This is a genomic window from Micromonospora sp. WMMD1076, from assembly GCF_029581475.1.
Classification (GTDB): Bacteria; Actinomycetota; Actinomycetes; order Mycobacteriales; family Micromonosporaceae; genus Micromonospora; species Micromonospora aurantiaca.
Genome location: NZ_CP120862.1, coordinates 4,873,200 through 4,889,369 on the forward strand (window position 1 = coordinate 4,873,200; position 16,170 = coordinate 4,889,369).

Annotated in this window: 3 protein-coding genes; all 3 read right to left on the minus strand. The window is 74.5% G+C overall.

Features of this window, described 5'->3' with window-relative positions:
* Window position 1: 1 nt before the first annotated feature.
* From O7622_RS22790 to O7622_RS22800, 3 genes are read right to left on the minus strand one after another with little or no spacing between them, the layout of a single operon-like run.
* Window positions 2-6,433, minus strand: a complete 6,432-nt coding sequence (locus tag O7622_RS22790) for a non-ribosomal peptide synthetase (RefSeq protein WP_282310235.1) — start codon at window positions 6,431-6,433, stop codon at window positions 2-4.
* A complete protein-coding gene (locus tag O7622_RS22795; protein WP_282310236.1) occupies window positions 6,430-9,423 on the minus strand; it encodes a beta-ketoacyl synthase N-terminal-like domain-containing protein in 2,994 nt (997 codons plus the stop codon). Before O7622_RS22795 ends, O7622_RS22790 begins: the two co-directional genes overlap by 4 nt.
* 1 nt (window position 9,424) lies before the next feature.
* The gene (locus O7622_RS22800; RefSeq protein ID WP_282310237.1) at window positions 9,425-16,162 is read right to left on the minus strand and encodes a type I polyketide synthase; all 6,738 of its coding nucleotides are present in this window, start codon (window positions 16,160-16,162) and stop codon (window positions 9,425-9,427) included.
* Window positions 16,163-16,170: the final 8 nt, after the last annotated feature.

Below are 16,170 nucleotides of genomic sequence, written 5' to 3' on the forward strand. Positions count from 1 at the left end.
GTCACTCCCCTGGGGATTCGGTACGGATCTCCGCCCGGCGCGCGGCGAGCCGGCGGCGTTCCGCCAGCGCCTCACGCCGGCCGGTCACCCGCTCGCGGGTGGCGGCCAGCGGATCGGCGGCAGAGCCGGCGGCCAGGTGCTCGGCCAGTGCGCGCACGGTCGGGTACTGGAACAGCTCGACGAGCGTGAGCGGTCGGCCGAGGGCGTCCTGCAGGACGCCGCGCAGTTCCGCCATCAGCAGTGAGTGGCCGCCCAGCTCGAAGAAGTTGTCGTGCACACCCACCTGCTCGATGCCGAGCAGCCGGGTCCAGGCCGCCGCGACGGTCCGCTCCAGCTCGTCGCGCGGCGCCTCGTACGCACTGGCCAGGTCGGGCCGCGACAGCTCCGGTTCGGGAAGTGCCGCGCGGTCCACCTTGCCGTTCGGCAGCAACGGGAACGACGGCAGCGGGACGAAGACGGCCGGCACCATGTAGTCGGGCAGCCGCTGCCGCAGGTGGGCGATGAGCGTGCCCGCGGTGGGCGGTTCGTCGCCGGACAGGTAGGCCACCAGCCGCTGGTCAACCCCGTACGGCCGAGCGGTGACGATGGCCTCGCGGACGGCCGGATGGGCGGTGAGCGTCTGCTCGATCTCACCCAGCTCGATCCGGTGACCGCGGAGCTTCACCTGATGGTCGAGCCGGCCCAGGTACTCGACCGCGCCGTCGTCGCGGAACCGCGCCAGGTCGCCCGTGCGGTAGAGCCGTGGGCCGAGCGCCGGGTCGAACGAGTGCTCGACGAACCGCTCGGCGGTCAGGTCCGGCCGGTTGAGGTAGCCCCGGGCCAGGTTCCGGCCGGCGATGCAGAGTTCACCGGCGACCCCGGCCGGTACCGGCTGCAACAGGTGGTCGAGGACGTGGATCCGGGTGTTGGCGATGGCGTGGCCGATCGGCACGGGCCTCGGGTCGCCGTCGCGGCGGCACGCCCAGGCGGTGACGTCGACGGCCGCCTCGGTCGGGCCGTACAGGTTGTGCAGCTCGGCCGCCGCGACCGCGAAGAACCGCTCCTGCAGCTCACGCGGCAGGGCCTCGCCGCTGCAGAGCACCCTGCGCAGGCTGGGGCAGTCCGCCGCGCCGTCCTCGGCCAGGAAGACCCGGAGCATCGACGGGACGAAGTGCACAGTGGTGATGCGCTCCCGGCGGATGGTCTCCACCAGGTAGCGCGCGTCGCGGTGCCCGTCCGGCACGGCGACCACCAGACAGGCGCCGGTCATCAGCGGCCAGAAGAACTCCCAGACCGACACGTCGAAGGAGAACGGCGTCTTCTGCAGCACCCGGTCGGTGGCGTCGAGCCGGTACTCGTCCTGCATCCACAACAGCCGGTTACGGATGCCGGCGTGGACGTTCATGACCCCCTTGGGCCGCCCGGTGGAGCCGGAGGTGTAGATCACGTAGGCCAGGTCCTCGCCGTCCACCCGCACGCCGGGCGACGACGTCGGTTCACCGGCGAGGCCGGCGGCCACGTCGTCCAGGCAGAGCACGTGCGCGTCGAGCGCGGGCAGCGAAGGCGCCAGGCGGCTGTGGGTGAGCAGCACCGGCGCCCGGGCGTCGTCGAGCATGAACGTCGTTCGGGACTGCGGGAGAGCGGGGTCCAGCGGCAGGTAGGCGCCGCCCGCCTTGAGCGTCGCGAGCAGCGACACCACCATCTCGACGGAGCGCTCCAGGCACACGCCCACCAGCACGTCCCGGCCCACACCGAGCCGGCGCAGGCGGTGCGCGAGCTGGTTGGCGCGGCGGTCCAGTTCGGCGTAGCTGAGCCGCTCGTCCCGGAAGCGCACCGCCTCGGCGTCCGGAGTCGCCCTGGCCTGAGCCTCGAACTGCTCGTGGATCAGGCCGGCACCGGGCCACTCGCGGTGACCGCCGTCGCCCAGCGCCAGGACCTCCCGCCGCTCGGCCTCGTCGAGCAGCGGCAGCCGGCCGATCGACCGGTCCGGATCGGCGGCGATCGCGGCCAGCACCACCTGGAGGTAGTGGACGATGCGTCCGGCGGTCGCCTCGTCGAAGAGATCGAGGCTGTACTCGAGACGGCCGTGGACGGTGTCGCCGTCCTCGGTGAGCAGGAGTTCCAGGTCGAACTTCGCCGCGCCGGCGTGCACCGGCAGCGACTCGGCCCGCAGGCCGCCGCCGCTCCACCCCGGGAAGGGGACGTTCTGCAGGGCGAACCCGACCTGGAACAGCGGCGTACGGGCCAGGCTGCGCTCCGGCCGCAGCGCCTCCACGAGCCGCTCGAACGCGACGTCCTGATGCTCGTAGGCGTTCAGGCAGACCTGCCGGACCCGGCGCAGCAGCTCCCGGAAGGTGGGGTCGCCGGAGAGGTCGGTACGCAGCACGAGGGTGTTGACGAAGAGGCCGATCAGCGGTTCCAGCTCGGGCAGCCGCCGGTTGGCCACCGGCGTGCCGACGACCACGTCCTCGGTGCCGCCGAGCCGGCCGAGAAGGACCTGGAAGGCGCCGGCCAGCGCCATGAAGAGGGTGGCCCCCTCGGCGCGGCCGAGAGCGCGCAGGTCACGTACCACCTCGGCGGGTACGGTCAGGTGCAGCGCGCCGCCCCGATAGGTCTTCGCCGGTGGCCGGGGCCGGGCCAGGGAAAGGTTCAGCTCGGCGGGCGCCCCGCGCAGTTGCCCGACCCAGTAGTCGAGGCCGGCCGGGTCGGTGGGCTCGTCCTGCTGCCAGCGGGCGACGTCCGGGTACTGGATCTCCAGGGCGGGCAGCGGGCTCGGCGCGCCGGCGGTGTACGCGGCGTACAGCGCCAGGACCTCGCCCAGCAGCACGCCCAGCGACCACTGGTCGGAGACGATGTGGTGCATCGCGAGCAGCACCACGGCCTCGTCGTCGGTGCGCCGCAGCACCTCCCAGCGCAGCAGGGGCCCCTCGGCGAGGACGATCGGCCGGTCGAAAAACCTCTCGGTGAGCTCGGCCTCCGCACCCTCGGTACGGTCGCGCACCGCCAGCTCGGCCGGCATCTCCGGGCGCACCACCAGCCAGGGCCTGCCGTCGATCTCGGGGAACACCGCGCGCAGCACCTCGTGCCGCCGCATCACCTCGTCGCAGGCGCGGCGGAAGGCGGCGACGTCCAGGCGGCCGCGCACCAGCAGGGCGGCCGGCAGCAGATAGGCACGGTTGCCCGGGGCGAGCTGCTCCAGCAGCCACAGTCGCCGCTGGGCGGTCGCCGGGGGCACCGGCGCGGCCGGGTCGGCGCGGCGCGGCACGACCGCTGCGCCGGCCACCGGTCCGGTCGCCGGCCGCGCGCCGCGGTCGCGCAACTGGGCGGCGAGGGCGGCGACGGTCGGGTGCTCGAAGATTACCCGCAGCGGCAGCTCCATGCCGACCACCGGCCGGAGCCGGGTCGCCACCCGGGTGGCCAGGAGGGAATGGCCGCCCAGCGCGAAGAAGTCGTCGTCCAGACCGAGCCGCTCGATGCCGAGCAGCTGGGCGAAGACCTCGGCGACCAGGTGCTCCAGCGGATCGCGCGGGGCCCGGTAGGGAGTCTCCGAGCCGGAGCGGCCGTACTCCGGCTCGGGCAGCGCGGCCCGGTCGATCTTGCCGTTCGGGGTGAGCGGGAACGCCGGCAGGTGGACGAAGGCCGAGGGCACCATGTATTCCGGCAGCCGCTCGCGCAGGAACGCCACGATCTGGGCAGCGGGCACGTCGGCCGCGGCCAGGTAGGCCACCAGCCGGGTGTCGCCGGTGTGCTCGCGGGCGGTCACCACCGCCGCGCCGACCGCCGGATGGGCGGCCAGCACCTCCTCGATCTCGCCGAGCTCGATGCGGAATCCGCGGACCTTCACCTGGTGGTCGATCCGGCCCAGGAACTCCAGGCCGCCGTCGGCGCGGCGGCGCACCAGGTCGCCAGTGCGGTAGAACCGGCCGGCCGGGACGGTCAGCTCGACGAACCGATCCGCCGTGAGGTCGGGGCGGTTCAGATACCCGCGGGCCAGCCCGGCGCCGCCGATGTGCAGCTCGCCGGGGACGCCTGGCGGAACCAGCTGCCCGTGCCGGTCGAGGACGTGCAGGCCGGTGTTGGCGACCGGCTCGCCGAGCAGGATCGGACCGGGGCGGGCCCGCCAGACCGCGGACCAGACGGTGGTCTCGGTCGGGCCGTACATGTTCCACAGCTCCGCGCCGCGCGTGCGCAGCGCGGCGGCGAGGCCCGGCGGCAGCGCCTCGCCGCCGCACAGCATGCGCAGCCGCGGCGAGCCCGACCAGCCGGACTCGACGAGCATCCGCCAGGTCGACGGCGTGGCCTGCATGATCGTGGCGTCGGCCCGGTCCAGCACCCGCGCCAGCTCCCGGCCGTCGGCGGCCACCGTGCGCGGCACCAGCACCACCCGGGCGCCGGTCGTCAGCGGCAGCAGCAGTTCGAGCACCGAGATGTCGAAGGAGAGACTGGTCACGGCGAGCAGCACGTCGTCGCGGTCGATCCCCGGCCGGTCCCGCATCGACCGCAGGAAGTTGTCCAGCGCGCGGTGCGGGATCTGCACGCCCTTGGGCCGGCCGGTCGAACCGGACGTGTAGATCACGTACGCGAGATCCTCGTCGGCGACGTCGACGGCCGGCGGATGCACCGGCTGTCCGTTCAGCTCGCTCTCGATCGCGTCCAGGCACGCCACGACGGCGGCCCCGGCCGGAACCCGGTGGCGCACCGCGGACCCGGTGAGCACCAACGGTGTCCGCGAGTCGTCGAGCATGAACGTCAACCGCGCCCGCGGGTAGTCCGGGTCGAGCGGCAGGTACGCACCGCCGGCCCGATGCACCGCCAGGATGGCGATGACCGTCTCCGGCGAACGCTCCAGGCAGAGGCCGACCAGCACGTCACGCCCGACGCCCCGCCCGCGCAACCAGTGCGCGAGCTGGTTGGCGCGGCGGTCCACCTCGGCGTAGGTGAGGGTGCGGTCCTCGAACCGGATCGCCTCGGCCTCGGGCGTCTCCCGCGTCCGGCGGGCGATCCGCCGGTGCGCCAGGTCGCCGGCCGGCCAGTCGCGCCGGCTGTCCGCGCCCAGCATCAGCAGCGCGGCCCGTTCCTCGTCGCCGAGCAGCGGGAGCGCGCCGACCGGCGCGTCCGGGTCGGCCGCCGCCGCGGTGGCGAGCCGGCTCAGGTGGCCGGCCATCCGCGCGATGCTCGCGGCGTCGAACAGGTCGCTGTTGTACTCGATCAGCGCGTTCACGCCGTGCTCGGCGTCGTCGACGAGTTGCAGTTCCAGATCGAATCGCGCCGCGCGGCTGCGCAGCGGAAGCCGGGTGATCTTCAGCCCGGCCACCTCGACGGCCGGCACCGGCTGGGTCTGGTAGGCGAAGCTGACCTGGACGAGCGGGGGGCGGCTGAGGTCGCGGGCCGGCTTCATCTCCTCCACCAGCCGGTCGAAGGGAACCTGCTGGTGGGCGTACGCCTCCAGGCAGGTGTCCCGGACCCGGTCGAGCAGTTCGGTGAAGCTCGGGTCGCCGGCGAGGTCGGTGCGGATCGGCAGGGTGTTGAGGAAGAACCCGATCAGTCCGTCCAGCCCGGCCCGGTCCCGGTTGGCGACCGGCACGCCGACGACCACGTCGTCCTGCCCGGTGTAGCGGTACAGGAGAACCTGGAACAGGGCGAACAGCACCATGAACGGCGTGGCGTCGCGGGCCCGCCCGACGGCGACGAGATCCCGGACCGGGCCGGCCGGGAGGTCGAAGTGCCAGGAGTCGCCGTGCGACGACGCGACCGGCGGGCGCGGGTGGTCCAGCGGCAGTTCGAGCACCTGTGGCGCACCGGCAAGCCGATCGGCCCAGTAGCGCAGGTCGTCGTCGAAGTCGGTCGGTTCGAGCTGCACGGCCTCGCCGTACTGGAGCGGCAGTGGTGGCAGCACGGCCGGCCGGCCCTCGCGGTACCCGGCGTAGAGCGCGGCGAACTCCGCGAACAGCACGCTCACCGACCACCCGTCGGCCAGGATGTGGTGCAGGACCACGATCAGGCGGTGCTCCTCGTCGGCGACCCGCAACAGCCGCAACCGCATCAGCGGCCCGGTCGCCAGGTCGAACGGGGCGGTGACGGCCGCGGTCACCCGGTCCTCGACGACGTCGTCGGACGCCGCCCGCAGATCCTCCTCACCGATGTCGATCGTCACGCTCGGCGTCACCACCTGGACCGGTTCGCCGTCCCGTTCGACCACAGTGGTGCGCAGCGACTCGTGCCGGGCGACCAGGTCCGCCACGGCGGCGCGCAGCATCGTCCGATCGAGCGGGCCGCACAGCCGGACGGCCGCTGGCACCAGGTAGGCGGTGGTGCCGGGGTTGAGCCGCTCGAGGAACCAGAGGCGACGTTGCATGGCCGAGAGCGGATAGGTCCGCTCCCGGTCGGCGAGACGCCTCGCGAGGCGTGCGCGCTGTTCCGGCGAGAGGCCGGCCAGCCGTTGGCGCAGGCTCACCGGTCGTTCCCCTCGGCGAGCAGGGCCTGCCGCTCGTCGGCGGGCAGACGTTCCAGCTCGGCGAGCAGCGCGTCCGTCGGGTCGTCGGCGGCCGGAGCGTCGGTGGCTGGGCCGTCGGCGGCCGGGGCGTCGGCGGCTGGGCCGTCGGCGGCCGGCGGGGCGTCCGTCTCGTCGAGCAGGGCCAGGATCCGGTCCGCCAGCCGGCGGACCGACGCCCCCTGCAGCAGGCCGGCGATGGGCAGCGTGACGCCGAACCGGGTCCGGATCTGGTTCCGCAGCCCCATCGCCATCAGCGAGTCCATGCCCAGCTCCAGGAACGGCTGGTCGAGTCCGACCTGGACGGCTGCGCCGGCCGCCTTGCGGCGCGCGGCGGAGCCGGAGCTCAGCGCCGCCCCGACACCGCGGGCCAGGTGATCGGCGAGGACGTCGAAGCGCTCGGCTGGTGGCAGCGCCAGCAGCGCCTCCCGGGTGAGCAGCGGTTCCCCGGCCGATGCCGGGGCGGCCGCCGACCCGGGCCCCGGCGCGGGCAGGTCGGTCTCCGACGCCGACTCGTACCAGTGCCGGGTCCGGACGAACGGGGTGGTCGGCACCGGCACCCGGGTACGCCGGTAGCCGCGGTCGAACCCGAGCCAGTCCACGTCGGTGCCCTGCCGGTACAGCTCGGCGAGCGCGCCCAGCATGGTCTCCCAGTCGTCCGTGCCGGGCCGCAGGCTGGGCAGGCGCAGCAGGTCGCCGTCGAGATCGTCGAGCATGGTGGTGTCCGGGCCGATCCCGAGGAACCGGTGGTGCCCGAGACCGCGCAGCTCCGCCACACCCTCGGCGAACCGCTCCGGACCGCCGGCCAGCCCGCTCCAGTGCTCGGCCCCCGGCGCGCGGTCCCAGGGCTGCAACTCCCCGGTCAGGCTGGACACGAACGGGATGCGCGGCGGCGCCTGGCCGATCTCGGCCACCGCCCGGTGGAAGGCGTCGAGCCCGGCGGCGCCCGCCTCGGCCAGCCGCGCCCGCTCGGTCACCAGTCGCAGCGCTCCCTCCAGTTTGAGCACTCCGGCGGTGCAGGCGGCCGCCACCTCTCCGACGCCGCGACCGAGCACCGCGGCCGGTTCCACCCCCCACGAGCGCCAGAGCTGGGCGAGCGCGTACTCCACCGCGAACAGCGCCGGCTGCGCCCGGGCCGGACGGCGGAGGTCCGCCGCGTCCGGTCGCGCCGGGAACAGCACCGGCAGCAGCGGATCGGGCAGCAGCTCGTCGCACCGCTCGATCGCCTCCCGGAACACCGGGGAGGTCTCGTACAGGGTGCGCGCCATGCCGGGGCTCCCGGCACCGTCGCCACTGAACAGGAACGTGACCTCGGGGTCGCGGGCCGCGGCGGGTGCGGGCTGTTCCGTCGCGGCGGCGAGGGCCGCGTCCACCTCCTCCGCGGTACCCGCCACCACCGCGAGCCGGTGGGCGAAGTGCATACGTCCCGTGTTGGCGGACCAGCAGTGGTCCGCCAGCCGGGCCGGCGCGGCGGCGAGCACCTCGCGGTGCCGGCTGACGAGCGCGCGCAGGCCCTCCTCGCTGCGGGCGGACAGGGCGAGAACGGACAGCGGCCGGCGGTCGTCCGCCTCCACCGGCTGCCGCTGCGGTCCCTCCTCCACGAGCAGGTGGACGTTGGTGCCGCTCAGCCCGAAGCTGCTCACGCCGGCGATCCGGCGGCCGTCCCGGGGCGCCCATTCGGTGAGCCGGGTCGGCACGGTGAACGGCGGACGATCCAGGCCGATGAGCGGGCTCAGCCGCTCGAAGTGCAGGTGGGCGGGGATCGCCCGATGACGCAGCGCCAGGATCACCTTGATCAGGCCGGCCACCCCCGCCGCCGCCTCCAGATGGCCGAAGTTCGTCTTCACCGAGCCGAGGTGCCACTCCGCGCCCGGTTCCGCCGGGTAGACCTCCGCCAGCGCCTCCGCCTCGATGGGGTCGCCCAGGGTCGTCGCCGTGCCGTGCGCCTCGACGTAGGAGACCTGCTCGGGCCGGACACCGGCCGCGTCCAGGGCGCGGCGCAGCAGGTCACGCTGGGACATCACGTTGGGAGCGGTGAGGCCGGTGCTGCGGCCGTCCTGGTTCATCGCCCCGCCGCGGATCACGGCCAGCACGTCGTCGTCGGCGGCGAGCGCGTCGGAGAGGCGCTTGAGCACCACCATGCCGCAGCCCTCGCCGCGTACGAAACCGTTCGCCGCCGCGTCGAACGTCCGGCACCGGCCGTCCGGCGCCATCATCCCGAACTGCGAGAAGCCGATCGTGGGAAGCGGGGAGAGCATCACGTTGACCCCACCGGCCAGGGCCGTGTCGCACTCACCGGACCGGAGGCTCTGGCAGGCCAGGTGCACCGAGACCAGCGAGGAGGAACACGCGGTGTCGACCGACACCGCGGGGCCGCGCAGGTCGAGGAGGTAGGCGAGCCGGCCGGAGACGATGCTGTGCGCGTTGCCGGTCAGCACGTACGGCGTGACCTCGTCCGGCCGGCGGAAGTTGCGGAGCGCGTAGTCGCTGCCGAGCACGCCGACGAACACTCCGGTGCGGCTGCCGGCGATCCGGGCGTGACCGGCGTGCTCCAGCGCCTCCCAGGCCACTTCCAGGACCAGCCGCTGGTTGGGATCCATCGCTTCGGCCTCGAGTGGCGAGATGCCGAAGAACGCCGCGTCGAACTCGTCGATCCGGTCCAGGAAGCCACCCCAGCGGGTGGTCATCGTCCCGGGGTGGCCCACCTCGCTCTGGTAGAACGCGTCGACGTTCCAGCGGTCCGGCGGTATGTCCTGGATCGCGTCCACGCCGTCCGCGAGCAGACGCCAGTACGAGTCCGCATCCACCACGCCGCCCGGAAAGCGGCAGCCGAGGCCCACCACGGCGATCGGCTCGGCCCGCTGGTCGCGGGCCGCGGCCAGGTCGCGTTGCAGCTGGTCGATCGCCGCGAGGGCGCGCTTCAATGTCGCGGCAGAGGTGTCCGGAGCGGTCATCTCAGGCTCTTTCGTCTGCGGTTTCATTGCGGGTCCCCTCGATGGACTGGAGGCGTTCCAGGAGTAGCGCTTCGACGTCGCTGTCGCTCAGCGCCTCGACGTCGAGGACCGGCTCGGACGCCGCGGGTGGCACGGGTGGCACGGTGTCGTCGGCGGGCGCCGCGTCCAGGGGTATCCCCATCTGCTCTGCGAGGAACGGCGCGAACGCGTCCACTGTGGGGTACCGCCAGGCGAGCGTGGCCGGCAGCGTGGCGCCGACCAGCTCCTCCAGTCGCCTGCGCAACTCCACCGAGAGCAGTGAGTCGAAGCCCATGTGGGCGAGGGGGACGGTGGTGTCCACCCGGTGCGGGGCCTGCTTCAGCACGTGGCCGACCTCCTCCCGGCAGCGGCGGAGGAGCACGTCGCGACGGCGCCTGCCCGGCTCCACCGCGAGCAGCGCCCGGCGCAGGTCGTCGCGGCGCTCCCCGGCCGAAGCCGGCGGCGACTCGGCCGGCTGCAGGGCCTGCTGCGCCTCGGGCAGTTCGCGCAGCAGGGGCCGGGGCCGGGCGATGGCGTAGGCCGGGGTGAACAGGGACCAGTCCACGTCGGCCACCACAGTCGTGGGCCGGTCCGCGCCGAGCGACCGGTCCAGCTCGGCCAGGGCCGGCTCGACCGGCATCAGCCGCAGGCCGCGGCGCGCCAGTTCGTCCTCGTGCGCGTCATGGGCCTGACCGGCCGCCCACGGGCCCCACTGCACCGACAGCGCCGGCAGTCCCCGGGCGTGGCGGTGTTCGGCGAGCGCGTCCAGGTAGGCGTTCGCAGCCGAGTAGGCGCTCTGGTATCCGCTGCCCCACACCGCGGTGATCGAGGAGAACAGGACGAAGGCGTCGAGCGGGCCGGTCAGCAGTTCGTGCAGGTGCAGTGCGCCGGCGTCCTTGCCCGCGACGACGCGCTCCAGGTCGGCGGCGGTGGTGTCGGTGAGTGGTTTCACCAGCGAGACGTCGCCCGCGACGTGGAACACGGAGCGGACCGGGTCGCCGGCGGCGGACAGCCGGTCGAGCAGCGTGGCGAGTTGGGCCCGGTCGGCCACGTCGCAGGCGGCCACTGTGACCCGGGCGCCGAGCGCGATCAGCTCGGTCTCGAGGTCGGCGGCGCCCGGCGCGGCCGGACCGCGCCGGCTGGTGAGCACCAGGTGCTCGGCGCCGGCGCGAGCGAGCCGGCGGGCCAGCTCGGCGCCCAGCGTGCCGGTGCCACCGGTGAGGAGCACCGTCCCGCGGGGCCGGTAGGCCGGCGAGGCCGGCTCGTCGGCGGGCGAGCGCACCAGTCGGCGGACGAACAGCCCGGCCGGCCGCACCGCCATCTGGTCCTCGTCGGCCGGACCTCCCAGTGCCACGGCGAGTCGTTCCACAGCGGTCCCGTCGAGCGGGCCGGCGACGTCGATCAGCCCGCCCCACCGTTGCGGGTGCTCCAGGCCGATCACCCGGCCCAGTCCCCAGGCGAGCGCCTGGGCCGGATGCTCGACCGGGTCGGCCGGACCGGTCGACACGGCACCCTGCGTGATCAGCCACAGTGGAGCGGTCGTCGCCGTGTCGGCCATGGCCTGTGCCAGGGCGAGGGTCGGGGCGGCGCCGCCGGGCGGCGGCGCGGCGGAGACGGCGAGCAGGGACACCACGCCGCTCGGCGGCTCAGGCGACCGCCGCAGGGCCGCGGCGAGCGACGCCCGGTCCGTGGCGACGACCGGCACGTCGACGACTGTCGCGCTCTGGCCGGCGAGTGCCGCGCGGACCGCGGCGGCGAGGTGGGCGCCGCCCGGGGTAGCCGGAGTCACCAGCAGCCAGGTGCCGGACAGCGGCGTGGCCCGGGCGTCCGGCAGGGGCGCCCACGTGACGCGGTAGCGCCAGGACTCGGCGGCGTCGCGGCCGTGGGCCGACCGGCGCCAGGCGGCCAGGGCGGGCAGCACGGTGGCGAGGGCGGCGCGCTGGGCCGTGCCGGCGAGTCCCAGCACGCCGTGCAACGCGTCCAGGTCACCGCTCTCCACCGCCTGCCAGAGCGCACGGTCGGCCGGCGGGACCTCGTCGTCCTGGTCCACCCAGCAGCGTTCCCGCTGCCACGGGTAGGACGGCAGCGGCATCACCGGCGGGACCGCGCCGTACAGCCGGGCCCAGTCGACCGGCAGACCGGCGCAGTAGAGCGCGGTCAGCTCGCCGAGCAGCGCGGCGCGGCCGGGCCGGTCGCGGTGCAGGGAGCCGACCACCGTGCCGGGCTGGTCGCGCAGGTCGAGCTTCTCGGCGAGGGCGCCGACGAGCATGGGGTGGCCGGAAATCTCGACGAACGTGTCGTGCCCGGTCGCGAGCAGGTGGTCCACGGCACGATCGAGCAGCACCGGCTGACGCAGGTTCGTCGCCCAGTACCCGGCGTCCACGGCGGACCCGTCGATCGGCTCGCCGGTGACGGTGGAGACCAGGGTACGGGCGGCCGGCCCCGGCGTGAGGCCGTCCAGCGCGTCGCGCAGCACGGGCTGGAGCGGCTCCATCTGCGGGCTGTGCGAGGCGTAGTCGACGGATTCCAGGATCCGGCAGAAGACGTCCTCGGCGTCCAGGAGGCCGGCCAGCCGCTCCACCGCCGTGGTCTCACCGGAGATGACAGTCGAGGTGGGGCCGTTCTCGGCGGCCGCGGAGACGAGGCCGTCGCCGAGCCGGGCCAGGATCTTCCGGGTCTCGTCGTAGGACGCGCCGACGACGGCCATCTTGCCCCGCCCGATCACCGTGCGGATCACCCGGCCGCGGTGCAGGGCGACCCGGAGGGCGTCGTCCAGGTCGAGGGCGCCGGCGACGTGCGCGGCGGCGATCTCGCCGACGCTGTGTCCGACCACAGCGGCCGGCTCGACGCCCCAGGACCGCCACAGGTTGGCGAGTGCGATCTGCAGCGCGCAGGTGGCCGGCTGCACCACGCCCGGGTCGGCGAGCCGGGACCGCTCCGGCGCCATGGTGAGCTGCTCGACGAGTGACCAGTCGACGTGCTGGCGCAGCGCGGCGTCGCACCGGTACAGCGAGTCCCGGAAGACCGGTTCGCTGTCCAGCAGCTCGGCGGCCAGCGGCCACCAGCGGGGGCCCTGCCCGGCGAAGACGAACACCGGCCGGGGCCGGAGGCCGGTCCGCCGGAGGCCGGTGACCAGACCTGGGTGGTCGACCCCGCGGGCGTGGGCGGCGAGCGCCTCGCCCAGCTCGGCCGCCGATCCGCCCACGGCGGCCAGTCGCTGCGCGTGATGGGTACGCCGGACCGCCGCGGCCGCGCAGTACGCCGCCACCGTGGATTCGGCTCCGGGCTCCGCGAGCCGGGCCGCGTGCCGGGCGGCCAGCTCACGCACCGCCGCGTCGGTGGCCGCCGACACGGTGAGCACCAGGGTGCGGCCGGGGACCGTCCGTTCGGCCGGCACCGTCGGCGGCGCCTCCTGGAGCACCAGGTGACAGTTGGTGCCGCCGAAGCCGAACGAGCTGACACCGGCCAGCGCCGGGCCGTCACCGGCCGGCCACGGCTGCGCGGCGTCCGCGACCCGCAACCGCAGTTGGTCGAAGGGGACGTGCGGGTTCGGCTCGCGGTAGTGCAGGCTCGCCGGGACGCGGCGATGGCGCAGCATCAGGGCGACCTTGATCAGACCGGCGATGCCGGCGGCGGCCTCCAGGTGACCGATGTTCGACTTCACCGACCCGATCAGGCAGGGTCGCGCGGGGTCACGGCGCGCGGAGACCACGGCGGCGAGCGCCTTCGCCTCGATCGGATCGCCGAGCAGCGTGCCGGTACCGTGCGTCTCGACGTAGTGCACGTCGCCGGGCGCGACACCGGCCCGGAGGTACGCGGCCCGGACGACCGATTCCTGGGCGTGCGGGTTAGGTGCCATCAGCCCGTTGGTCCGGCCGTCCTGGTTGACCGCGCTGCCACGGATGACCGCGTAGATCGCGTCGCCGTCGCGCACCGCCTGGGAGAGCGGCTTCAGGACCACCACACCGGCGCCCTCGGCTCGGACGTAGCCGTCGGCGCGCGAGTCGAACGGCTTGCACCGCCCGTCGGCGGCCATCGCGCCGGCCCGGGTGAAGTTGATCGCCAGCGCCGGGGACAGGATGAGGTTCACCCCACCGGCGAGGGCGAGGGTGCAGTCACCCTGCGCGATACTGGCGCAGGCCTGCTGCACCGCGACCAGCGAGGACGAACAGGCCGTGTCCACGGCGAGGCTCGGCCCGCGCAGGTCGAAGAGGTAGGAGAGGCGGTTCGCGGCGATGCTGAGGGCGTTGCCCGTCCCGGTGTGCGCATCGATCCGGTCGAGCCGCCGCGACTGCAGGTGTGCGTAGTCGTTGGTGGCGATGCCGATGAAGACCCCGGTGGGCGAGCCGGCGAGGTGCTCCGGCACGATGCCCGCGTCCTCCAGCGCCTCCCAGGCGACCTCGGCGAGCAGCCGCTGCTGCGGATCCATCCGGGCGGCTTCGCGCGGGGAGATGCCGAAGAAGGCGGGGTCGAAGCCCTGGACGCCACCGGTCAGGAATCCGCCCCACCGGCTGGCGTCGAAGTCCGCGGCCCGCCAGCGGTCGCCGGGTACCTCGGTCACGGCGTCGCGGCCCTCGGCGAGCAGCCGCCAGTACTCCTGCGGCCCGTCGGCACCGCCGGGGAAGCGGCAGCCGATCCCGATCACCGCGACGGGTTCCGGACCCTCCGTACGCGGTGGTGCGGACGCCGGCCCCGCGGCAGCCGCGGTCCCGTCGCCGTCGCCAGCCAGGAACCCGGCCAGGGCTTCGACCGTCGGATACTCCCAGGCGAGCGTGGCCGGCAGCGCGCGGCCGGACCACTGCTCCAGTTCGCCGATCAGGCCGAGAAGGTCCACCGACTGAAGGCCGTAGGTCGCTGTCGGGCGTTTCGGGTCGACCGACCCGGGGTCGAGGTGCAGGCGGGTCGCGAGTTCCCGCAGGATCCGTTCCTCCCACTGTTGCCGGGTCAGGCGTTCGGCCGGCGCGGGTTCCCGAGCGGGGCCGGCGGCCGCCGCGGACGACCGCGCCACCACGGTCAGCGAGCCGGCCAGGTAGGCCTGCTTGCCGGCGAACCGCTGGAGCTTGCCGCTCGACGTCTTCGGGATGCCGCCCGCCCTGACCAGCACGATGTCGTGGACCTGAAGGCCGTGATCCGCGGCGACCGCGGCGCGTACGGCGGCGAAGACCTCACCGGTGTCGAGGTGGGCGGCACTCCCGTTGATCGCTTGGAGCACGACGAGCCGCTCCTCGTCGCCGGCATCCACCGAGAAGGCGATCCCGGCGCTGCGGCGCAGCGCCGGGTGGGCCTCCTCCACGGTGCGCTCGATGTCCTGCGGGTAGTGGTTCCGGCCCGCGATGATCACGAGGTCCTTGATCCGGCCGGTCACGTAGAGCTGGTCGCCGTCGAGGAAGCCGAGGTCACCGGTACGCAGGAACGGGCCGGTACCGTCGGCGAGCTGGGCGCCGAGCCGTTCGGCCGTCTCCTCCGGGCGGCCCCAGAAGCCGCGCGCCACACTCGGTCCGGCCACCCAGATCTCGCCGACGTGGCGCTCCGGCAACGGCGTCCGCTCGTCCGGGGCGGCGACCACGAGCTGGTGCCCGCTGATGACCGGGCCGCAGCCGACCAGGGTGCGGGCGGCGTCGCCGGGCTCGGCCGGTTCGACGCGGTCGCGTTGCAGCGTGTCGGCCCGCACCCGCAGCAGCGACGGCTCGGACGCCCGCGTGCCACCGGCGATCAGCAGCGACGCCTCGGCCATCCCGTAGCAGGGGTAGAGCGCGGTGCGGCGGAAACCGCTGATCGCGAACGCGTCGGCGAACCGGTCGAGCGTCGCGGCCCGGACCGGCTCGGCACCGGAGAAGGCGACCTGCCAGTTGCTGAGGTCGAGCTCGGCGCGCTCGGACTCGGGGATCTTCGCGACGCACAGGTCGAAGGCGAAGTTGGGTCCGCCGGCGTGGGTGGCCCGCTGGTCGGCGACGGCGCGCAGCCACCGGACGGGCCGCTTCAGGAAGGCCAGGGGCGACATGAAGGTCACCGGATACCCGCGGTAGGCCGGCTCCAGCAGCCCGCCGATGAGACCCATGTCGTGGTAGGGCGGCAGCCAGATCACGCAGCTCGGATCCGGCTCGTCGGGGTCGAAGAACCGGTCGTCGATGGCGGCCAGGTTGGCGAGCAGGTTGGCGTGGCTGAGCATCACGCCCTTGGGGCTTCCGGTGGAACCGGACGTGTACTGCAGCAGGGCCAGGTCGTCGCCCCGCACCCCGGGACGCCGCCACTCCCCCGCCGTCGCGTCGTCCACGTCGTCCACCGCGATCCACGGCAGCGCGCCGGCCTCCGGGGCGAGGGCCGCGAGGTGCCCGGCGAGCCCGGCGTCCGCGGCCGGGGCGAGAACGACCGCCGGAGCGGCGTCCCGGAGCACACCGGCCAGACGGGGCAGCATCCGGGCGAGCAGGCCCGGGTCCGGCGGGTAGGCCGGGACCGGCACCACGCCCGCGTAGAGGCAGCCGAAGAACGCCACCACGTAGTCGAGCCCGGGCGGGCAGAGGATCAGCGCCCGGTCCCCCTCCGCCGTACGCTGGCGCAACGCGACCGCGGTGGCGCGGGCGCGGCGGTCGAGGGCGGCGCCGGTGAGGATCTGCGCCGGACCCTCGCCGTCGACGAGGAACCGGTAGCAGGGCACGTCCGAACGGCGCTGCAGGACGGTATGGAAGCGGTCGACGAGGGTCTCGTCCGCGGATGCTGCCATCACACACT

What these genes read in the sequence shown, in the direction of transcription:
- O7622_RS22795 (WP_282310236.1), bottom strand. Translation starts at nt 9,423, where the DNA reads ATGACCGCTCCGGACACCTCTGCCGCGACATTGAAGCGCGCCCTCGCG.
- O7622_RS22800 (WP_282310237.1), bottom strand. Translation starts at nt 16,162, where the DNA reads ATGGCAGCATCCGCGGACGAGACCCTCGTCGACCGCTTCCATACCGTC.